General features: G+C 72.9%; 20 protein-coding genes. 11 read left to right on the top strand and 9 right to left on the bottom strand.

The annotated features are described in order from the left end of the window. The first annotated feature begins 71 nt into the window (after positions 1 to 71). Positions 72 to 1,076: a LysR family transcriptional regulator gene (locus AB852_RS30425; protein WP_073793463.1), complete on the top strand. Its 1,005-nt coding sequence runs from the start codon at positions 72 to 74 to the stop codon at positions 1,074 to 1,076. Positions 1,077 to 1,100: 24 nt separating this feature from the next. Here the strand turns inward: AB852_RS30425 and AB852_RS30420 are convergent, their stop codons facing one another. From AB852_RS30420 to AB852_RS30410, 3 genes are read right to left on the bottom strand one after another with little or no spacing between them, the layout of a single operon-like run. Continuing rightward, on the bottom strand, positions 1,101 to 1,655 hold the full coding sequence (locus AB852_RS30420) for a TetR/AcrR family transcriptional regulator (protein WP_073793462.1): 555 nt from the start codon (positions 1,653 to 1,655) through the stop codon (positions 1,101 to 1,103). 58 nt (positions 1,656 to 1,713) lie between these two features. Further along, positions 1,714 to 3,417, bottom strand: coding sequence for a phytoene desaturase family protein (locus AB852_RS30415; protein WP_245876981.1), 1,704 nt, complete (start codon positions 3,415 to 3,417; stop codon positions 1,714 to 1,716). Beyond that, positions 3,414 to 4,373, bottom strand: a complete 960-nt coding sequence (locus tag AB852_RS30410) for an ACP S-malonyltransferase (protein WP_073793461.1) — start codon at positions 4,371 to 4,373, stop codon at positions 3,414 to 3,416. The genes AB852_RS30415 and AB852_RS30410 overlap by 4 nt, the downstream gene beginning before the upstream one ends. A 246-nt stretch (positions 4,374 to 4,619) precedes the next feature. On the opposite strand from AB852_RS30410, the gene AB852_RS30405 reads away from it, so the two are divergent. The 5 genes from AB852_RS30405 to AB852_RS30385 all read left to right on the top strand — a co-directional run bounded on the left by AB852_RS30405 (position 4,620) and on the right by AB852_RS30385 (position 8,258). Next, positions 4,620 to 4,895, top strand: coding sequence for an acyl carrier protein (locus AB852_RS30405; protein ID WP_073793460.1), 276 nt, complete (start codon positions 4,620 to 4,622; stop codon positions 4,893 to 4,895). Further along, the gene (locus AB852_RS30400) at positions 4,888 to 6,135 is read left to right on the top strand and encodes a beta-ketoacyl-[acyl-carrier-protein] synthase family protein (protein WP_073793459.1); all 1,248 of its coding nucleotides are present in this window, start codon (positions 4,888 to 4,890) and stop codon (positions 6,133 to 6,135) included. Before AB852_RS30405 ends, AB852_RS30400 begins: the two co-directional genes overlap by 8 nt. Continuing rightward, positions 6,132 to 7,250 (top strand): beta-ketoacyl synthase N-terminal-like domain-containing protein, encoded by a 1,119-nt coding sequence (locus tag AB852_RS30395; RefSeq protein ID WP_073793458.1) that lies wholly within the window; start codon positions 6,132 to 6,134, stop codon positions 7,248 to 7,250. The genes AB852_RS30400 and AB852_RS30395 overlap by 4 nt, the downstream gene beginning before the upstream one ends. Before the next feature lie 178 nt (positions 7,251 to 7,428). Next, positions 7,429 to 7,854: an FAS1-like dehydratase domain-containing protein gene (locus tag AB852_RS30390; RefSeq protein WP_073793457.1), complete on the top strand. Its 426-nt coding sequence runs from the start codon at positions 7,429 to 7,431 to the stop codon at positions 7,852 to 7,854. Then, complete coding sequence (locus AB852_RS30385; protein WP_206606917.1) at positions 7,851 to 8,258, top strand: MaoC/PaaZ C-terminal domain-containing protein; 408 nt, start codon at positions 7,851 to 7,853, stop codon at positions 8,256 to 8,258. Before AB852_RS30390 ends, AB852_RS30385 begins: the two co-directional genes overlap by 4 nt. Here the strand turns inward: AB852_RS30385 and AB852_RS30380 are convergent. From AB852_RS30380 to AB852_RS30360, 5 genes are all read right to left on the bottom strand, one after another. Continuing rightward, entirely contained in the window at positions 8,161 to 9,561 is a 1,401-nt protein-coding gene (locus AB852_RS30380; protein ID WP_073793456.1) for an MFS transporter, read from the bottom strand. The two genes, AB852_RS30385 and AB852_RS30380, sit on opposite strands and share 98 nt — an antisense overlap. A gap of 103 nt (positions 9,562 to 9,664) precedes the next feature. Next, positions 9,665 to 10,108 (bottom strand): ester cyclase, encoded by a 444-nt coding sequence (locus AB852_RS30375; protein WP_073793455.1) that lies wholly within the window; start codon positions 10,106 to 10,108, stop codon positions 9,665 to 9,667. Between the two features lie 74 nt (positions 10,109 to 10,182). Beyond that, positions 10,183 to 10,887, bottom strand: a complete 705-nt coding sequence (fabG, locus tag AB852_RS30370) for a 3-oxoacyl-ACP reductase FabG (protein WP_073793454.1) — start codon at positions 10,885 to 10,887, stop codon at positions 10,183 to 10,185. 7 nt (positions 10,888 to 10,894) lie between these two features. Continuing rightward, entirely contained in the window at positions 10,895 to 11,557 is a 663-nt protein-coding gene (locus tag AB852_RS30365) for an HAD family hydrolase (RefSeq protein WP_073793453.1), read from the bottom strand. Then, positions 11,554 to 12,546 (bottom strand): AfsA-related hotdog domain-containing protein, encoded by a 993-nt coding sequence (locus tag AB852_RS30360; protein WP_073793452.1) that lies wholly within the window; start codon positions 12,544 to 12,546, stop codon positions 11,554 to 11,556. Before AB852_RS30360 ends, AB852_RS30365 begins: the two co-directional genes overlap by 4 nt. 236 nt (positions 12,547 to 12,782) lie before the next feature. On the opposite strand from AB852_RS30360, the gene AB852_RS30355 reads away from it, so the two are divergent. Further along, a complete protein-coding gene (locus AB852_RS30355) occupies positions 12,783 to 13,427 on the top strand; it encodes a MerR family transcriptional regulator (RefSeq protein ID WP_073793451.1) in 645 nt (214 codons plus the stop codon). On the opposite strand, the gene AB852_RS30350 is transcribed toward AB852_RS30355, so the two are convergent. Beyond that, on the bottom strand, positions 13,415 to 14,047 hold the full coding sequence (locus AB852_RS30350; RefSeq protein WP_073793450.1) for a class I SAM-dependent methyltransferase: 633 nt from the start codon (positions 14,045 to 14,047) through the stop codon (positions 13,415 to 13,417). The two genes, AB852_RS30355 and AB852_RS30350, sit on opposite strands and share 13 nt — an antisense overlap. A 211-nt stretch (positions 14,048 to 14,258) precedes the next feature. Here AB852_RS30350 and AB852_RS30345 point away from each other — a divergent pair, with 211 nt between their 5' ends. The 4 genes from AB852_RS30345 (at position 14,259) to AB852_RS30330 (ending at position 19,808) form a co-directional block, all read left to right on the top strand. After that, positions 14,259 to 14,897: a DedA family protein gene (locus AB852_RS30345; protein ID WP_073793449.1), complete on the top strand. Its 639-nt coding sequence runs from the start codon at positions 14,259 to 14,261 to the stop codon at positions 14,895 to 14,897. A 113-nt stretch (positions 14,898 to 15,010) separates the two neighbouring features. Continuing rightward, the gene (locus AB852_RS30340) at positions 15,011 to 17,206 is read left to right on the top strand and encodes an MMPL family transporter (RefSeq protein WP_073793448.1); all 2,196 of its coding nucleotides are present in this window, start codon (positions 15,011 to 15,013) and stop codon (positions 17,204 to 17,206) included. Then, positions 17,203 to 18,597, top strand: coding sequence for a hypothetical protein (locus AB852_RS40030; protein ID WP_073793447.1), 1,395 nt, complete (start codon positions 17,203 to 17,205; stop codon positions 18,595 to 18,597). The genes AB852_RS30340 and AB852_RS40030 overlap by 4 nt, the downstream gene beginning before the upstream one ends. Next, positions 18,594 to 19,808: a lactonase family protein gene (locus tag AB852_RS30330; protein ID WP_178391157.1), complete on the top strand. Its 1,215-nt coding sequence runs from the start codon at positions 18,594 to 18,596 to the stop codon at positions 19,806 to 19,808. Before AB852_RS40030 ends, AB852_RS30330 begins: the two co-directional genes overlap by 4 nt. The last annotated feature ends 5 nt before the right edge of the window (positions 19,809 to 19,813 follow it).

The following is a 19,813-nucleotide window of genomic DNA, read 5'->3' as shown; positions in this document are numbered from 1 at the left end:
GGAACAACGCCGAACTTCTCAACGGTTGATGAGGTGGAGTGATCGATGAGCGGGACGCCGGGAGGCCGTTGATGAACCAGGTCCATGTCCAGGAGATCGAGTGCCTGCTGGTCCTGGCCGACGAGCTGCACTTCGGGCGGACCGCCACCCGGCTGGGCTGTTCCCAGAGCCGGGTCAGCCAGCTCGTCGCCTCCCTCGAACGCCGGGTCGGGGTGCGGCTCGTCGACCGCACCAGCCGCCGCGTCTCGCTCAGCCCCTTCGGCGCGCAGTTCGTGGACGAGGTGCGCCCGGCCTACGAGACCCTGTCCACGGTGATCACCCGGGCCCGGGAGCGGGCCGGGAGCGGCACCCTCCAGCGGTTGCGGGTCGGCTTCCACGGCAGCGTCTACGAGGAGGTCACCGAGGCGTTCCGCCGGCTGCGCGCCCACCACGACGTCACGATGGCGCTGAGCGAGATCCCGCTGGGCTCACCGTTCTCGGCGGTGCTCGACGGCCGGGTCGACGCGGTCGTCGTGGAGCTGCCCGCCACCGACCCCGCGCTGACCTGCGGCTTCCGCTTCCCGCCGCAGGACCGGCTGCTCGCCGTCGCGTCCTCCCATCCGCTGGCCGCGGCCGGGCGGGCGGATGTCGAGGAGCTGGCCGGTCTGGATCTCCTCCATCCGGCCGGGGAAGCCCCCGACGACTGGAAGGCCGCCCGGGTGCCGCGTACCACCCCCGCGGGCGCGCCCGTCCGTTCCACCACGGGGATCACCACCGTCCAGGAGGGCCTCGCGCTCGTCGCCTCCGGCGGGCACGCCATGCTGGTCTGCCGCCCGCTGGCCGAGCGCGCCGTCCGCGGTGATGTGCGCTATCTCCCGGTGGACGGACTCGACGAGCCGTCGCAGATGGCGCTGATCTGGCGCACCGACCGGGGTTCCCGGCAACTGCTGATGCTCGCCCGGCTCCTCCGGGAGGAGTTCGACCGGGGGCGGGCCCCGGTGGGTGCGGTGGGTGTTGCGGCCTCGGTGGGTGCGGTGGGTCCCGCTGCCTCGGTGGCCCCGGCGGGTGCGGTGGGCCCGGTGCCGCTCGCGGGATGACCCGGGGTCCCGGCTTCCGGGCCCTCAGCCTCCACCGTCCGCCGGACCGCCCGGACCGCCCGGACCGCCCCGGTCGTCCGCCGGACCCCGGGGGCCCTCCAGCGCGGCCTGGGCGATCATCAGCAGCTCCTGCGCGAAGAACGCGCGGACCTCGGCGGGCGGCGCGCCCGTCCGGTCCTCGACCGAGAACCACAGCGCCGCCCAGCTCCGGCGGACCTGGTCGGTGATACCGGGGTCGCCCGCGGCGAGCACCGCCGTGACGGCGTGCAGCCGCAGCAGCGGCAGGCTGCTGTCGTCCAGGAACCTCTTGCGCGAGCGGGCCATCGCGTCGAGGGCGTCCGTGCCGCGCAGTCCCTCGGCGGCCCGCGCGTAGAAGTCGCCCGTCTCCTGGAAGCACCGCTCGACGGCCTTCTCGAACAGGGTGCGCTTGTTCGGGAACAGCCGGAAGAGATAGGGCTGCGAGATCCCGGCCCGTCCGGCGATCCGGTCCATGGGCGTGCCGTGGAAGCCACCCGCCGCGAACTCGGTCACCGCGGCCCGGACGACCGCCTCACGCCGCTGCGCCGAGCTCAGCCGCATGCCCCCTCCCGTCTTCGCGCGCCGCTGTCCGGCCCCGCCGCGTACCGGGGGGAGCGGATCATGAACGGCCCTGCCGGGATCCGCGCAGCGGCTCCCAGCCGGCGCCGCGCTCCGGCAGCAGCGACGGGTCCCCGAGGACCGCGCCCGCGTGCACCTCGTGCATCAGCCGCCGTCCGAGGATCTGGCCCGCGCACGCGATACCGCTCACCGCGGAGCCGGTGATGCCGTTGCCGTAGCGGGTGTTGGCGCCCGCGATGTGCAGGCCCTCGATCACGGTCGCCGTGTCGGGGCGGGCCCCGGTGGCGCCCCAGCGCGCCATGCCGAAGGGGGTGCCGCCGGTGGACAGGGTGTACCGCTCCTGGGTGAGCGGGGTCGCCGTCTCCAGATGGGTGATCCGGTCCCGGAAGGGCCCGAGCACCTCCTCCGCGGCGTCCAGCACCGACTCCGTCAGCGCCGCCTTGCGCCGCAGGTACTCCGGGTTGTCGCGGTACCGCTCGCCGTCCGCCGGACCGGCGCTCACCCCCCAGGGCTCCAGACCGGGCGGGCACAGCGTCATCAGCTGGAAGTTGGAGTGGCCCGGCGGGCAGATACGGCGGGTGTCCGGGTCCTTGCCGTTGGCGAAGGAGACGAACAGGAAGTCCGTGCCGCCGGAGGCGGAGCCGTCGCGCAGGGAGCGGTAGAACCGCTCGATGTCGTCGTCGCGGTACCACCAGAGGTTGGCGTGCCGCCCGAGGTCCTCGGACAGCCCGACGTAGACGGTCGCCCAGGGCAGCGCCATCCGCGCGTCCTGGGTCTTCGCCGCCAGCCGGCGGGGCAGATGCTCGGCGCCCACCAGGTCCAGCATGGTCCGCCGGTAGTCCGCGTTGGAGACGACGACCGGCGCCGCTACCCGGGTCCCGTCCGCGAACTCGACGCCCGTGGCCCGCTTCCCGTCCACCAGGACCCGCCGCACCCGGGCATGGGTACGCAGTTCACCGCCCCACGCGCGGATCACCTCCAGCAGCCCCGCGGCCAGCATCTGACCGCCGCCCTCGGGGTAGTAGGCGCCCCGCATGTAGTGGTCGACGAGCGTCGCGTGGGTCGCCACGGTCGCCTCGTCCGGCGCCATCCCGTAGTTGGGGGACTGCGCGGCGAGCAGCGTCCGGGCCCGCGCGGAGAGCCCGCAGTGGTCGAAGAGATCGGCGAGGGTGCGCCGCCCCCAGGCCACCGACTGCGGTGCGCGCTGCGGCAGTTCGGCCATGGGCACGTCCTCGGCGGTGAGGATGGCGTCCCGCCGTTCGGCGCCGAGTCCGGAGACCACGTCCACGAACGCGTCGATCCCGGCGGCGTCCTGCGGGCACAGGTCCGTGACCCGCTTGCGGTACCCGGCCCAGTCGGCGGGGACGTCGAGGGCGGCGCCGGGGATCAGCACCCGGTCGAAGCCGTCCGGGTCCATCTCCCGGTAGGTGATGCGCCCGCGCAGCCCGAGACCGTCGAGGATCGCGGGCAGTACCCCGTCCGACCCGCAGTCGCCGAGGTAGTGCAGCCCCACGTCGAACTCGTAGGCGCGGCGTCTTCGGAACACATGGCTGTTCCCGCCGGCGACACCCGCCTGCTCGGCGACCAGGACGCGTTTGCCCGCGACGGCGAGATACGCGGCGCTCACCAGCCCGCCGATACCGGAGCCGATCACCACCGCGTCCCACGACGAGCCGCTGCCGCCACCGGCCGTGCCCGTACCGCTCACGCTCTCCGCTCCGCTCACGTTCCCCGTCCCGCTCACGCGACGTTCCGTCCGGCGGGCGCGGGCACGGCCGGCAGCTGGCCCGGTTCGCTGACGGTCAGCCGGGACACCCGGGGACTGATCCGGCGGGCCAGCCCGGTGAGGGTGCGGCCCGGGCCGATCTCCACGAGCATGTCGCAGTACAGGTCGTCGGCCATCGTCCGCACCGATTCCGTCCACCGCACCGGGGAGGTGAGCTGCCGCTCCAGGATGCGCGGCCAGTTGTCGCGGCCCCGGTGCGCCCGCGCGTCGATGTTGGCCACGACCGGCGCGAACCCGGCCCGGAACTCCGTACCGCTCAGCGCCTTGCGGAACGCCAGCGCGGCGGGCGCCATCAGCGGGGTGTGGAAGGCGCCGCCGACCGGGATCGACACGATCCGCGCGGCGGGGGAGTCCCCGAGCAGCTTCGCGCAGTGCCCGACGGACTCCTCGCTGCCCGAGAGCACCGACTGGAGCGGCGAGTTCAGGTTCGCCACCCACACCCGGCCCCCGTCGGCGCGCACCGACGCGGTGGCCGCCTCGACCTCGTCCGGCGGCAGCCCCACGACGACCGCCATCGTGCCGGCCTCGGCGGCGCACGCCGCCCGCATCGCGGCGCCGCGCTCGGCGACCAGCCGCGCCCCGTCCTCGAAGCTCAGGATGCCCGCGGCGACCAGCGCCGAGTACTCGCCCAGACTGTGCCCGGCGCACACCAGCGGCCGGTCCGCCGTGGGCAGCGCCTGACGCAGCTCATGGAGGATCACCATCTCCAGCACGAACGTGGCGAGCTGCGCGTTGTCGGTGCGGCGCAGCCGCTGCTCGTCGGCGTGCAGCAGCAGATCCACCACATCGCGGCCGGTGACCTCGGCGGCCCGCTCCGCCAGGAACCAGCCAGGGCTGGTCGTCCAGGGGCGGCCCATCCCGGGCTGCTGCGCACCCTGGCCGGGAAATGTCAGTGCCAAACGTGGACCGCTCATATCGGCTGACCCCCACCTTCTGGTATTCGCTGGATACCAGATTGACAACCCCCTCTGGAAGCCCGATGGAGCACGAATAAAAGCGAGAAAAAGGGGCGGGCAAATGCCGTGGAACGTGGTCACCACACGGTTCGATGTCACTTTCGATGAATGTCGTACGCCTTTCGTGGGGTGACTCTTGTACGCCCAACTTCGGCCTGTTTACGTTCCGTTCTGTTCGCCCCGCACAGGATGAGAGGAACGCGCATGACTCAGCAGACCGTTACCACGGCCGTCGAATACCACGCGCAGGTCAGCCAGATCGTCAACGAGGAACTGGAGCTGGAGGACGGCGAGCTGACCGACAGCGGACACTTCATCGACGACTACGACAGCGACTCGCTCTCGCTGATCACGGTGGTCTCCCGCATCGAGAAGGAACTCGGCGTCGCCATTCCGAAGACCGAGCTCGGTGAACTCTTCAACCTGCGCCTGCTGGTGGACGCGGTCGTGCAGTACGCCAAGGAGCGCGCGGATGGCTGAGCCCGGTCTTTCCGTAGCCGGGGCGCCGGAAAGGCGCCGCGTCGTGATCACGGGGCTCGGCGCGGTGTCGCCCGTCGGTATCGGCGCCGATGTGTTCGCCGCCGCCGTCCGTGCGGGGACGGTCGGAACCAAGCCGATCACGAGCTTCGACGCGAGTGCCTTCCCGCGTCGCAACGCCGGTGAGGTCCTCGACTTCGAACCGGCCGACCACCTCAAGCGGCTCGACCCGGGAAGCTGGGGGCGCAGCGGTCTGCTGGCGGCCGCGGCCGCCCGGCTCGCCGTCGCCGACGCCGGGATCGACGAGGGCCAGCTGGAGCTCGCCCGCGCCGGCGCGATCATGGGCACCACCAGCGGTGAGTCCGCGGTCATCCAGGAACTCGCCGAGCAGTGGGTGGCCGACGGGCTGCACACGATCGACGGACGGCTGGCCGGGCAGACCCCGGCCTCCCGGATCGCCAACGCGGTCAGCACGGAACTGCGGCTCAGCGGCGAGACGCAGACCATCCCGACCGCCTGCTCCGCCTCCAACTACGCGCTGGGCTACGCCTACGACCTGGTCCGCAGCGGCGAGGCCGAGGTGATGCTGGCGGGCGGCGCGGACGCCGTCAACCGGCTCACCCACGCGGGCTTCTACGCGCTGGGCGCGATGGCCGAGGACGTCCCGCGGCCCTTCGCGGCCGACCGCACCGGTATCGTCACCGGTGAGGGCGGGGCCGTCCTGGTGCTGGAGACGTACGAGCACGCGGTCGGGCGCGGGGCGCGGATCTACGCCGAGGTGCTCGGCTACGCCGCCAACTGCGACGCCTCCCACATGGTCCACCCGGACAACACCAGCATCGCCGCGTGCATCCGTGCCGCGCACGAGGCCGCCGGGGTCCGCCCCGAGCAGATCGACTACATCTGCGCCCACGGCACCGGCACCCCGACCAACGACGCCACCGAGGTCGCCGCCGCGCGCGAGGTGTTCGGCGAGCGCATCCCGCCGATCAGCTCCATCAAGTCGATGCTCGGCCACACCATGGGCGCCGCCTCCGGCTTCGGGGCGATCGCCTGCTGCAAGGCCCTGGAGCAGGACTTCCTGCCGCCCACCGCCAACATCACCGAGCCCGATCCGGAACTCGGCGAGGGCGTCGACCCGGTGGCCGGCGTCGGACGCGCGGCCCGGCTCGACATCGTGCAGAACCACGGCTTCGCGTTCGGCGGCAACAACGTCATCACCATCTTGGGGAGGGTGTCGTGACGGCCACCACCACGGGCCCGGCCGTCACCGGCCCGGCCACCACCGTCGTCGAGCCGCTGTACATCACCGCGGCCGGCGTCGTGTCCTCGGCGGGCATCGGGCTCGGTCCGCTGGCCGACGGGCTCCTCGGGCTCACCGAGTCGCAGGAGGGGCCGGTCGGCGAGGACGCCGAGGCGTACCCGCCGCGCCCGGTACGCGCCGTGCGGGGCCTGGACGTCAAGGAGCACCTGGGCCGCAAGGGCACCAAGTACCTCGACCGCCTCACATCGTTCGGGCTGATCTCCACCAAGGAGGTGCTCCGCGACACCGAGGTCGACGGGGCGCGCACCGGAGTGGTCATGGCCACCAACACGGGCTCGGTGTCCACGCACAGCACCCTGCTGTACGACACGCTGACGCTCGACAAGCCGTACCTGGTCAACCCGGGCCGGTTCCCGAACACCGTCATGAACAGCGCCGCGGGACAGATCGCCATCCGCAACGGGCTGCGCGGCCTCAACGCCACCGTCGCGGGCGGCCAGACCGCCTCCCTGCTGGCCTTCCGGCACGCACGGCTCGCCCTCGGGCTGCGCCGCGCGGACCGGCTGGTGGTCGGCGGCGCGGAGGAGCTGAGCGCCCCGGCGGCGTGGGGCTGGCACCGTACGGGGGTGCTGCGGGACGGGGCGGCCCTGGGCGAGGGCGCCGCCGTGTTCACCGTGCAGCGGGAGCGCCCGGCCGAGGGCCCGCTCGCCGAACTGCTCGCCTGCGAGACCCGGTTCACCCCCGACCCCCGCGGCTACACCGACGGCCTGGCCGACGCGGTGACGCGGGCGCTGCTCCGCAGCGGGGTGTCCCCCGACGAGGTGGACGTCGTCTCGCTCGGCGCCGTCCACCAGCGTGGCCTGGAGCGGCTGGAGGAGCGCGGCGTGCGGGCCGCGCTGGGGGGCGGGCTGCCGCGCACCGTACGGATCGCCGATGTGCTCGGCGAGACGTTCAGTGCCAGCGGCGCGATGCAGCTCGCCGCCCTCCTCGCGCTGTGGCAGGCCGAGCCGGCCGCCCCGCCGGTGACCGCCCTGGTCACCTCGGTGGGGTGGGACGGCCAAGCCGCGGCCATGGTGGTGCGAAGCCCCCGCTGAGGCCCGCGGTACGACAGCGGCGCCCGTGAGTTGTCCACGGGCGCCGCTGCCGTTGGCCGCCGCCCGTGCCACCCCGGAGCCCGGAGCCCGGCCCCGTACGCGCTGCCCGGTGGCCCCCGCCGACCCGCTCCCGCAGCACCCACCGACCCACCGACCCATCTTGACCACAGGAGGTCACGTGCCCGGCGTCTTCGACACGTCCTGCCAGGGACGCGTCTACCCACCCGGCGAGCCCTACGAAGTGGGCCGCGAGAAGATCAGGGAGTTCTCGGCGGCGGTGGGGGGCGGGCCCGGCGACGGGCTCGTCGCGCCGCCCACGTTCCCCATCGTGCTGTCCATGCACGCCGAACGGCAGGTCATCGACGACCCGGGGCTCGGCTTCGACTTCTCCCGGGTCCTCCACCGCGACCAGCGGTTCGAGGCCGTACGGCCGGTGCGGGCCGGGGACCGGCTGTCGGTGAGCGTCGAGGTGCTCGCCGCGGCGACCGTGGACGGCAACGACGTGCTCACCCTGCGGGGTCTTGTGCACGAGGCCGGCACCGAGGTGCTGGTGTGCACCACGACGTCCACCCTGGTCTCCCGCGGTGCGGAGGCGGGCGCGTGATCGGCTCCGGCGACAAGCTGCCCCTGCGCGTCTTCCGTGTCACCCGCGCCGATCTGGTGCGGTACGCGGCGGCGTCCGGCGACCACAACCCCATCCACTGGTCCGACTCCCGGGCCCTGGCCGTGGGGCTGCCGGGGGTGATCGCGCACGGGATGCTCAGCATGGGGCTCGCGGCCACCGCGCTCACCGAGTGGGCGGGCCCGGACGCGGTCGTCGTCGAGTACGGGACCCGCTTCACGCGTCCCGTGGTGGTGCCCGACACCGCCGACGGCGTGGAACTCACCGTCGACGGTGTGGCGGGCGACGTCAGCCCGGACGGCTCGGTTCGGGTAGATCTGACGGTGCGCTGCGGAGCGGAGAAGGTCCTGGCGCGGACCCGGGCCCGGGTTTCCCCCGGTCGATAGCGAACCCGGCGAACGCGCCGGCGAACACCACGGCGGCCCCCGTCAGCACCGCGCTGCGGAGGCCGCTGTTCACATAGACGGCGGTGAGCACGGCGATGCCGAGCGCGCCGCCGAACTCGCGCAGGGTGTTGTTCACGCCGGACGCCACATTGTGCTCGTGCTCGGCGACCGAGCCGATCACCGTCGAGGGGTTCGCCGCGAACACCAGCCCCATGCCGATCCCCGCGAGGGCCATCGCGGCGGACATCTCCGAGTAGGACACCCCGGGCCGGGCCGTCAGACCCAGCCAGAGCAGGGCGCCCGCCTGGAGCAGACAGCCGACGGCCTGGAGGATGCCGCCGCCGACCCGGCCGACCAGCGCGCTGGCCACGGGGACGGCCACCATGGGCGCCGCCGTCCACGGCAGGGTGCGCAGCCCGGCCTCGAAGGGGGAGTACCCCATCGTGTTCTGGAGGAACTGGGCGAGGAAGAACACCGAGCCGAACACCCCGAAGTACATCGCCAGGGCGAGGACGTTGCTCAGCATGAACGCCCGTACCCGGTACAGATGCGGGGGGACGAGCGGGGCGGGTGCCCGCTGCTGCCAGTACCGGAACACGACCAGCAGCGCGGTGGCGACGACGAGCCCGCCGAGCAGTACGGGCAGCCCGCCCGCCTCGAACTGGACGATGCCCCAGACCGCGGAGATCACCGCCCCGGTGATCAGGACGGTGCCGAGGACGTCCAGCGGGCGCGGTGCCCCCCGGGACTCCCGCAGCACCCAGAGCGCGAGCGGCAGGGCCAGCACCCCGACCGGTACGTTGATCCAGAAGATCCAGTGCCAGTCGAGTCCTTCGGTCACCAGACCGCCGACGAGGGGGCCGACCGCGATCCCCAGACCGTTGACCCCGCCCCACACGCCGACGGCGAGGGCCCGGCGCTCGGTCCCGGCGGCCTGGACGGCGAGGGTGAGGGACACCGGCAGGATGGCCGCCGCCCCGATGCCCTGGAGCGCGCGGGCCGCGATCAGGGTGGCGGAGGTGTCCGCCAGCGCGCACGCCGCGGACGCCACGGTGAACAGCGCGATGCCCCAGACGAAGACCCGGCGCCGTCCGATCCGGTCGCCGAGGGCCGCCCCGGCCAGCAGCAGCCCGGCGAAGACCAGGATGTATCCGCTCATCACCCATTGCAGACCGGCCTGGTCCGTGTCCAGGTCCTCGGCGATCACGGCGAGGGCGTTGGTGACCACCAGATTGTCCACGGCCACCATGAACATGGGCAGCGAGGTCGCCACGAGGGCCCATGCCACCGACTTGCGTTCCATCCTCCTTCTCCTTCTCCTTGTACGTACCAACGGTTCTCATACGGATGCGCACAGGCCGCCGGACCCTGTGGGGGAGGGCCCGGCGGCCTGTGCGCGCGGGGAGTTACGCCTGGGTGCCGGTGGGCGGCAGCTTCAGCTCGACGGCGCCGATCTGGGCCAGCAGGAACAGGTCCTGGCGGCAGGCCCAGTGCTCGTGGACGAGCCCGTCGTCACCGACGCGGTAGATGTGGATGTGCTCCACGTCGACCTTGTTGCCGCTGCCCTCGAAGCCGAGGAAGTTGCCGGTGTGGATACCGGTGAACCGGACCCGGACGACGGCCTTGTCGCCGTCCGCGAACGAGTCGATGTGGTCCCAGCTGGCCTCGGTGAACACGGAGTTCATCCAGCGGGCGGTGCCGAGGTAGCCGTCGGGGCCGCCGGGGGTGCCGGGCGGGGCCTCGTAGTCGACGAAGTCCGGGGCGACGAGGTCGTGGGCGACCTTCTCGTCCAGGTCGTTGAACACCTTGCCCATCTGGTGGGCGATCTCCAGCACCTTCTGGTTCGACATATGTGTCCTTTCGTACGGTGGGACGGGGAGGAAAGAGGTCTGTGGGCGGGTGGGGCGGACGCGGGGGCCGGGACTCAGTGGCCGACGCCCAGGCCACCGGTGACGGGGATGACCCCGGCGGTGACGTAGGAGGCGTCGTCGCTCGCGAGGAACCGGATGACACCCGCGACCTCCTCGGGCTGGCCGGCCCGGAACAGCGAGGTCTGGCTGAGCAGATGGTCCCGGCGCGGGCCGGTGACCTCCTTGACCATGTCGGTCTCGATCAGCCCGGGGGTGACGATGTTGACGGTGACGTTGCGCCGTCCGACCTCCAGGGCCAGGGACCGGCCGAAGCCGATGAGTCCGGCCTTGGACGCGGCGTAGTTGGTCTGGCCCGGGGCGCCGGCCAGCGAGCTGACCGAGGAGACGAGGACGATCCGGCCCCAGCGGGCCTTGATCATGTCCGGGACGACCTCCTTGACCACCCCGACGGCCGCCAGCAGGTTCGTCTCGACGACGGCGCGGAAGTCGGACTCGTCCATGGCGACCAGCAGTTCGTCACGGGTGATCCCGGCGTTGGAGACCAGCACCTGGAGGGGGCCGTGCTGGATACGGGCCTCCTCGACGGCGCGGCGCACGGACTCGGCGTCCGTGATGTCGCAGCGCACCCCGAACAGGCCCTCCGGCGGCTCCCCGGTGCGGTAGGTGACGGCGACCTTGTCGCCCTGGGCGGCGAGGGCCCGCGCGGTCGCGAGACCGATACCGCGGTTGCCGCCGGTCACGAGTACGGAACGGCTCACTGGCTGCTCAACTCCCCTGGCTGAGAGCGGACCCCAGCAGCGCGTCCAGCCGCTCGGCCGCCGTGGTGGTGTCGGTGAAGTGGACCGCCTGCCAGCCGGCCGCCTCGGCGCCCGCGCAGTTGTGCGCGAGGTCGTCGATCAGGACACAGCTGCCGGCGGGGACCCCGGCGCGTTCGGCGGCGAGCGCGAACATCCCGGGCGAGGGCTTGCGGTGGCCGACCTCGAACGACAGCACGACGTCGTCGAAGAGTTCGGCCGGGTCGACCATCCGGCGCCAGTGGGCGTCCCAGGTCGGGACCATGTTGGAGAGCATCCCGACGAAGGCGCCCCGGTCCCGGGCCTTGCGGAGCACCGCGACCCACTCGTGGTTGGTCTCCCGCCCGTCGAACCAGGCGTCGGCCAGTGAGGTGAGCCGCTTGCCGGTGACCCCGTGGTCGGCGGCCAGCACCTCGGAGATCTGGGCGAGCCACTCCTCCTCGGTGATCAGCGGGGTGTCGATGGGCTCCATCACATCGGTCGTGTTGTACCGGGCGGTGACCTTGCCGAGGGCCTGGAGCAGGACCTGCGGGTCGAGTCCCTGGGCCGCGCAGAAGGTGCCCATGGTGTGCTGGATCGGCGGGGTCAGGACCCCGCCGAAGTCGGTCCAGACGGCGATGCGCCGGGTGTTCACAGTGCCTCCTTGGTGGCGACGGTGACCGTCACCTGGGCGATCTCGTTGCCGTCCTGGACGAACCGCACCGGCACCTCGCCCCGGCCGTCGAGGGGGACGGCCCGGGGCGCCTCGGCCCGGACCACGTCGTCCAGCTCCGCGAATCTGCTGAAGCCCGCCTCGAAGCCGACGGCGTACGTGCCGAGCGGCTCCCCGGACCCCAGCAGGGCGAGCTGGCGCGCCGCCTCGACCAGCGTCATCGCCGGCAGATGGTCGTACTCGTGGTCGAACAGGGCCCGGTTGTCGAAGCGCGGGGTGACCTCGGCGCCGACCCGCTCGCCGAAGCGCTCGGCCCGGGACAGGACGACGTTCAGCGGGTTGGCGCGGCCCACCTCGTGCGCCGGGACCTGGCGGCTGCCGTCCCCGCCCGGTCCGTGGTCGCCGAAGTCGGAGGTCATCGGCGCCGGGGTGCCCCGCTGCGAGTGGCGCAGCACCTCGTTCTCGTGCGGGTTGAGGAAGAGCACGTCCATCTCGTGCGTGGCCACCTCGGTGTCCCCGACGAAGTACCGCTGCGCGACCTGGCCGTTGCGGACCCGGCCCCGCTTGTTGATCTTGCCGTCGTACGCGGTGTCGATCCGGATGTGCCCCGGCTTGGTGCCGATCGTCAGCCCGCCGGGCTGGTCCAGCGAGAAGCGGAACCGGTCGACGATCATCATCGTGTTCGGCGCCAGACCCATGAACACGTGGGACCCGGCGATGGCGGCCTGCCGTCCCGACTCCAGCAGCAGCAGCGCGTCGAAGACGGCCGGCCGCTGGAGATGGTCGCTGTAGTAGCCGTGGGTCAGCGGGAGCTGGACGGCGGTGCGCACCTTGCGGGCGGCCAGCTGCTGCACATCGGTGACGAAGACCTCGGAGACCGCGGTCCGGTGGACCAGGGAGCGGTCCACCGTGCGGCCGAAACTGAGCTCGGCGGGCGCCGAAGAGGTCTCCGGAGCCGCGTGTGGGGTCATGGCTGCTTCCTTTGGCTGGGTGCCCTCGAAGGCTGCGGTTCACGTTGCCGCCGTCGTCGCCCTTGTCGGCAAGGGGTGTTGACGGTGTCGTCCGATCCTGACAGGGGGTCATGAATTCGAGGTCGTGCCAGAATTCAAGGCCGATAAAAGACGGAGCAAATAGGGTGCGGCGTCGCGTAGCGGTTGGATCCCTCGCGGGCGGTCTGGATACGGGGGAAGCGCAGTATCCTTATGGAATGCGTATCGGAGAGCTGGCGCGGCATACGGGAGTTCCGGCCCCCACGATCAAGTACTACACACGTGAGGGGCTGCTGCCGCCCGGCGAGCGCACCAGTCCCAACCAGGTGCGCTATGCCGGGTCCCATGTCCGCAGGCTCAAGCTGATCAGGGCGATGCTGGAGGTCGGCGGCATGTCCGTCGCCACTGTGCGTGATGTCCTGGCGCAGGTGGACGCTCCCGGGCGCACGGTCCACGGCATGCTCGGGGTGGCCCAGTCGGCGGTCAGCAGGTCCGCCACCGAGCGCGGTACCGAGGAGGAGCGGCGCCAGGCCGAGCGGGAGGCGGCCGAGCTGGTCCGCCGGCACGGCTGGGACGTCAAGCCGGAGAACCCGGGCTGGCCCGCGCTCGTCCAGATCATCGTCACCTACCGGGACCTCGACCGGGGCGATCTGCTGGCCCTCCTCGACGAGTACGCGGCGGCGGCCGGCCGGCTGGCCCAGGTGGAGCTGGCCACGGTCGCCGACGTCCCCACCGTGGACGGCATGGTGGAGGGCGTGGTCCTCGGCACGGTGCTCGGGGACGCCGCGATGTCGGCGATGCGCCGGATCGCCCAGGAGAGCGCCTCGTCCCGTTTCGCCAGACCCCGGACTCAGTCGGTGTAGGTCACCGCGGGCCGCACCGGCACCAGATGGTGGACATGGGCCGGCGGGAGGTTGCCGAGCACGGTCTCGGTGCGGAAGCGGTGGCGCTGGAGGGTCCGGGTGATGACCGCCTGGGTCCGCAGCGCGCGCCGCCGCTCCTCGGGGCCCACGAGCGCCCGGCGCAGGGCGGGGAGCCCCGCGTAGGCGAAGAAGGAGAGGGTCCCGCCGGGGCGCAGCGCGCCCAGCAGCCGGTCGAAGATGTCCTGCACCGTCGCGGCGTCGAAGTTCGCGAACGGCAGTCCGCACACGATCGTGTCGTACGAGCCCAGCTCGTGCTCCTGCACCAGGCCGGTCAGCAGCCGGACCTGGCCGTCGCCCGCGTACCGCTGCTGGAGCAGCTCGGCGAAGCGCGGATTGGCCTCGACCAGGTCCAGGGTGTCCAGCGGCCCTATCGCGGCCCGCGCCCGCCGGGTGACGGCCCCGGTGCCCGGCCCCACCTCCAGTACCGCGCGTGCGTGGCCCGGGCTCGGGATCACGAAGCGGGTCAGGGCGCCGGCCAGCGCGGGACTGCTCGGGGCGATGGCCCCCGTCTCCCGGCGCGATCGGGCGAACTCCTGGAAGAAAAGCGTCACTTCGGTCATGACCCCCACCTGCGTCCTTGGTGATAGTGAAACTATCGATAGTTTAGGTTACTGTAGGGGTCAGGCGGGGTCGTTCACCGCCATGCGCGACGTTAACGGCCTTGCGGCCAGGGAGCATCACCTCCTTCCGACCCCGTGCATACCTCCAAAGACACATGCGCGTCTCGCGAACCCGTCCCCGGACGGCTACCGACAGCCCTGGGGGAAGACCATGGACTTCTCGTCGCTCCTCTCATGGGTCGACATCACGGCCGGCCTGGCCCCCCGCCTGGGGGAGATGGCCTGCTGGGCCTACGCGATCCTGGCGATCACCACCCTGCCGCCGCTGCTGCCCAACAATCTGCTGCTCATCACCGGCGGCATGCTCGCCGCCCGCGGCGAGATGTCCCTGGTACTCGTCCTGCTGTCGGTCGCGGGCAGCGCGCTGCTCGGTGATCTGCTGCTGCACCGCTTCGGCTGGTCCGCGGGCGGCAGGTTCCGGCGCTCGGAGCCGACCGGCCGCCGCGGCGAGATGTTCGTCTGGGCGTCGGACCGGATACGGCGCCAGGGGCTCCCGTTCGTGATCGGCGTACGGTTCCTGCCCAGCGGACGGCTCCTCGGGCCGCTCGCGGCGGGCGCCGCGGGCTACCCGGTACGGCGCTTCGTCATCGGCGCCGCGATCGCCGAGACGGTCTGGACGGCCTACTCGGTGGGCGTCGGCTACTTCGGCGGCGCGCTCAGCGACAACCCCGTGCACGCCCTCGCGATCGGACTCTCGTTGTCGCTGGGAGTAGCCGCCGTGGCCACCGCCGTCCAGCGGCGCGGAACGGCGCGGATGAGGGCCGGCGCCGATGTCCCGAAAGAGGCATGAACCGCACCCCCAGCGCGCATTCCTTTGAAATTCCGGGCTCTGTAAGGATTGTGACAACAGTTCAGGCGGGCCGCCGGTAGACCATCGCTCGTCATTCAAGCAGGGAGAGGGAAATGTTTGCCGCCATCGGAGAATTCACCGCGCGGCGCCGGAAATGGGTGGTCGTAGCCGCAGTCGTATTCACGCTGTTCGCCGGAGTGTGGGGAACAGGCGTATTCGGCTCGTTCACCGGTGGTGCGGGCTTCGACGATCCCTCCAGCGAATCCGTACAGGCCGACAAGGTCCTCGAAGGCCCGCTCGGACGTGAGTCCAACGATCTGATCGTCCTCTACGAGTCGGACAAGTCCGGACAGAGCGTGGACGAGTTCGGGCCAGCCGTGAAGGCCGCCCTCGACGCCGTCCCCCGGGAGGGCATCGAGCGCCTCGACTCCTTCTGGCAGCCCGGCGCCCAGGGCGCGGACGCCTATGTCTCCAAGGACCGCGACCAGACCTATGTCACGGTCCAGTTCACCAGCGACAACGACCAGGACCAGGTCGAGCTGCTCACCGAGATCGAGGACCGCTTCGCCGCCGAGGGCACCGACGTCCGCTTCGGCGGGGTCGCCGCGATGACCCAGCAGGTCAACGCGCTCACCGGCTCCGACATCGCCCGCGCCGAGATGCTCTCCGTCCCGCTGCTGCTCCTGCTGCTCGTGCTGATCTTCCGCAGCGCGATCGCCGCGCTGCTGCCGCTGGCCGTGGGCACCTTCGTGGCACTCGGGTCGTTCGTGGTGCTGCGGGTGCTCACCATGTTCACCGAGATCTCCAGCACCGTCATCAACGTCATCACCATCCTCGCCCTCGGCCTCGCCATCGACTACGCCCTGTTTATGGTCAGCCGGTACCGGGACGAACTCCGGGCGGGCGCCGACGTCGACGAGGCGGTTCGCCGCGCCACGGCCACCGCCGGACGCACGGTCGCCTTCTCCGGACTCGCGGTCGCGATCTCCTTCGCGGGCCTCATCGTCTTCCCGTCCCGTTTCCTGTCCTCCATGGGCTACGCCGCGGTCGCCGTCGTCACCTTCGCCGTCGTCGGCTCGCTGTTCCTGCTGCCGGCGCTGCTGCGCTACACCGGGCACAGCATCGACAAGTGGCGCATCCCGCTGCCCGGCGGCAAGAAGGAGCGCCCGGCCAAGCCGGAGAACCAGGGCGCCTGGTACCGCACCGCGCACGCCGTGATGCGCAAGCCGCTGATCTCGTCCTTCCTCATCGTCGCCGCCCTGGTGGGCCTCGGCGCCCCGCTGCTCGGGGTCAACTGGGCGCGGCCCGGCGAGTGGGTACTGCCCTCCGGCGCCGACGCCAAGGTCGTCAGCAAGGACCTCGGCTCGGAGTTCCCCACCAACCCCGGCCGGATCATGACCACCGTCGTCCGTTTCGACGGCGAGGCCGACCGCGACGCGACGAGCGCCTACGCCGCACGCCTGGGAGAGGTCGACGGCGTCGCCTCGGCCACCCCCACCGCGTTCTCCGGCGACGACGCCCGGGTGACCATCCGCTACACCCCCGACCCGATGTCGACCGACGCCGGGGACATGGTCCGCGACATCCGCGCCACCGAGGCACCCCCGGGCGCCCAGACACTGACCACCGGTATGCCCGCCTCCCGGGTGGACATCGTCGGGATGATCGGTGAACGGCTCCCCTGGATGGCCCTGTTCGTCGCCGTCGTCTCGTTCCTGGTGCTCTTCCTGGCCTTCGGGTCGCTGCTGCTGCCGCTGAAGTCGGTGGTCCTGAACCTCCTCTCGCTGCTCGCCACCTTCGGCGCCATCAAGTGGATCTTCCAGGACGGCCACCTCTCCGGGCTGCTCGGCTTCGAGCCCATCGGCGCGGTGGACGCCAACTTCCCGGTCCTCGTCGTCGCGATCGCCTTCGGTCTCGCCATGGACTACGAGGTGTTCCTGCTCTCCCGGGTCCGCGAGGAGTGGGAGATCAGCGGCGACCCGATCGAGTCGATGGCACTGGGTCTCCAGCGCTCCGCGAAGATCATCACCAGTGCCGCACTGCTCCTGGTCGTGGTGGTCGGCGGGTTCATGACCTCGTCCATCCTCTTCATGAAGATGATCGGCGTGGGTCTGGTGATCGCGGTCATCGTGGACGCGACCATCGTCCGGGGTCTGCTCGTCCCCGCCACGATGGCGCTGCTCGGCAGCAAGGCGTGGTGGGCACCCGCCCCGCTGGCCCGCTGGTGGTCCCGCTTCAACCTCAGCGAGTCGTCGGCCCCGCCGCCGCCCGCCGAGCCCACCGCGGCCCGCGCCGAGGCGTTGCGGTGACCACCGCGAAACCCGGCGACACCGCGTCGCCCGCGCCGCACCCGGCGCCCGCCCCGCCCGCGTCGGTGACGCGGGCGGGGGCGGGGCCCGCCACCCCGGCGGCACGGTCCGCCCCCCAGGCCGGACCCGCCACCCAGGCCGGACCCGCCACCCCGGCCGCCCAGGCCCCGCAGACCCCGGCCGGACAGGCCGACCGCCGCCCCGCCCCGGCCCGCCGGGCAGGGCACCCGCACCACCCCGCGCCGACCGGGGCACCCGCCCCCGCCGGCGCCCCCCAGACCGCGCCGCGCCCCGGACCCGCACATCCCCCGACGGGCAACCGGGGCGCGGCGCCTCAACCCGGGACCGCCGAGCCCGCCACCACGGGCCCGGCGAGCCCCCCGGCCACCGGGTCCGCCCCGGCCCCGGCCCCGGCGAGCCCCGGGCCCACCGGCGGCGGCACGGAGCCCGACCCCGGCGGTACGGGGACGGGGACCCGTACGGCCACCGGCACCACCGGCACCACCGGCACCAGCAGCACGGCCACGGCCACCCGTACGGCCACCAGCACCACCGGCACGGCCACGGGAACCGGTACGGCCAGCACCAGCACCAGCACCACCAGCACCAGTACGCCCACGGACACCCGTACGGGCACCGCCGCCGCCCCCGCCGGGCGGTACCGGGTCGAGGCGGCCGGGGCGCTCGCGGCCTGTGTCACCGCGCTGCTCGCCGCCCTCTTCGGCAGCTGGGGCAGCTGGTCGGCGCCGCTCGGGGACGTCCTGCCCGGGTTCCCGCTGCCGTGGGGGGTGACCGCGGGGCCCCCGCTGCTCCTGGTGACGCTCGCCGGGGCGTTCGTCGGCTGGGCCGGCGCACCCTCGTTCGCCCGCACCTGGGCGCACACGGCGGCGGCCCTCGCCGCCGCCACCGGACTGCTGGCCCTGCCGCGCGCCCCCTTCGGCGCCGACGGCGTCTGGGCGGCGCTCTCCGAGGCCGCGCACGCGGGCCTCTTCGGTGTCCTCGCCGGATGGCTGCCCGCGCTGGCGGCCCTGGCGCTCACCCGCCGGGCCACCGGGCCCGGCGGCCTCGCCCCCTATGTGTGGACCACCGCGCTCGCCGCGCTGGGCCCCCTGCTCTGGTTCGCCGTGAACGCGGCCCTGGCAGACCCCGCGGCCGACCCCTGCACCGCCACCGGATGCGTCTCCGCCCGCGCCGAACTCCAGTTCACCGGCGAGATCGCGCTGCGCCTGGCGCTGCCCGCGTGGGCCGCCGCCGTCGCCCTGCTCGCCGCCGCGCGGCGCGCCCGGCGGATCAGGGAGCTGCGCACCGTATGGCAGGTACTGATCGCACTGGCCCTCGTCGGGACGCTCGCCGTCCTCTCGCCCGGTCTCGTCATCGGAGCCGACGTATGACCCCTGGACCCCTGGACCCCGAGAACCGCGCCGACCGCACCAGGCGCCGATTCCTCGCCGCCACCGCGGCCGCCGCCGCCTCGGCGGCGGGCTGGGCGGCCACCACCGCCGCCGCGGGCGGCACCCCGCGCCCGCACGCCCGCCACGCCTACATCGGCGGCTTCACCCGCGGCGAGTACGGGCTCCCCGGACTGCCCGGCATCGGCATCGCCGCCGTCACCGGGAGCGGCCGGCTGGAACTGCGGGGCTGGCAGAAGGACATCGAGAACCCGTCCTTCCTCACCCTCTCCCCGGACCGCGACCGGCTCTACGCCGTCAGCCAGCTGCCCGGGGGCGCCACCGGGGCCGTCCACGCCTACCGCGTCGACGGCGACCGGCTGCGTCCCGTCGGACGGCCCCGCTCCAGCGGGGGAGCGGCCCCCGTCCATCTCGCGTTCCACCCGGACGGCCGGTTCCTGCTGACGGTCAACTACGACTCCGGGCATGTGGCGGTGCTGCCCGTGGGCACCGACGGCGCCCTCGGGGACCCCGTCCAGGTACTGCGCCACCACGGCCGCGGACCGCACCCGGTGGAACAGCGGGGCCCCCACCCGCACATGATCGCCTTCGACCCAGCGGGCACCCGGGTCCTCGTGCCCGACAAGGGCGACGACCGTATCCACGTCTACGACTTCGACGCCCGCGCCGGACGGCTGAGCCCGCGCACCACCACCCGCCTCGGCAGCGGGGTCGGGCCCCGGCACCTGGTCTTCCATCCGGGCGGACGCCTCGCCTACGTGACCAACGAGATCGGTCACTCCGTCAGCGTCCTGTCCTACGACTCCCGCACGGGCGAGGTCCGGGCCCTGTCGCACACCTCCGTGGCACCGCCGGGCATCGACCCGCGCAACGCCCCGTCCGCCGTGCATCTGACCCCGGGCGCCCGGCTCCTCGTCACCGCCGACCGGGGACTGGACACCGTCCAGTCGTTCCGGGTCGGCGACGGGGGCCGCACCCTCACCCTGCTGGAGTCCCAGCCCGTGACCCCGAAGGCACCCGGCACCCGCTGGCCCCGGGACGTGGCGCTGGACGGCTCGGGGCGGTTCGTCTGGACCGCCAACCAGGCGGGCCAGTCCGTCAGCGCGTTCCGTCTCGACCCCGACGACGGACGCCTCACCCCCGCCGCGCATCCGCTGCCGGTCGCCAGCCCGAGCTGTGTACTGCTCCGCTGAACGCC

This window comes from Streptomyces uncialis (assembly GCF_001905345.1).
GTDB classification, from domain to species: domain Bacteria; phylum Actinomycetota; class Actinomycetes; order Streptomycetales; family Streptomycetaceae; genus Streptomyces; species Streptomyces uncialis.
Note: the sequence above shows the minus strand (reverse complement) of the source record. Positions and strands in the feature narration are given on the sequence as shown.

Coding starts and splice junctions, on each gene's coding strand:
- AB852_RS30425 (WP_073793463.1), top strand. CDS start 72: ATGAACCAGGTCCATGTCCAGGAGATCGAGTGCCTGCTGGTCCTGGCC.
- AB852_RS30420 (WP_073793462.1), bottom strand. CDS start 1,655: ATGCGGCTGAGCTCGGCGCAGCGGCGTGAGGCGGTCGTCCGGGCCGCG.
- AB852_RS30410 (WP_073793461.1), bottom strand. CDS start 4,373: ATGAGCGGTCCACGTTTGGCACTGACATTTCCCGGCCAGGGTGCGCAG.
- AB852_RS30405 (WP_073793460.1), top strand. CDS start 4,620: ATGACTCAGCAGACCGTTACCACGGCCGTCGAATACCACGCGCAGGTC.
- AB852_RS30400 (WP_073793459.1), top strand. CDS start 4,888: ATGGCTGAGCCCGGTCTTTCCGTAGCCGGGGCGCCGGAAAGGCGCCGC.
- AB852_RS30380 (WP_073793456.1), bottom strand. CDS start 9,561: ATGGAACGCAAGTCGGTGGCATGGGCCCTCGTGGCGACCTCGCTGCCC.
- AB852_RS30375 (WP_073793455.1), bottom strand. CDS start 10,108: ATGTCGAACCAGAAGGTGCTGGAGATCGCCCACCAGATGGGCAAGGTG.
- AB852_RS30360 (WP_073793452.1), bottom strand. CDS start 12,546: ATGACCCCACACGCGGCTCCGGAGACCTCTTCGGCGCCCGCCGAGCTC.
- AB852_RS30355 (WP_073793451.1), top strand. CDS start 12,783: ATGCGTATCGGAGAGCTGGCGCGGCATACGGGAGTTCCGGCCCCCACG.
- AB852_RS30350 (WP_073793450.1), bottom strand. CDS start 14,047: ATGACCGAAGTGACGCTTTTCTTCCAGGAGTTCGCCCGATCGCGCCGG.
- AB852_RS30345 (WP_073793449.1), top strand. CDS start 14,259: ATGGACTTCTCGTCGCTCCTCTCATGGGTCGACATCACGGCCGGCCTG.
- AB852_RS30340 (WP_073793448.1), top strand. CDS start 15,011: ATGTTTGCCGCCATCGGAGAATTCACCGCGCGGCGCCGGAAATGGGTG.
- AB852_RS30330 (WP_178391157.1), top strand. CDS start 18,594: ATGACCCCTGGACCCCTGGACCCCGAGAACCGCGCCGACCGCACCAGG.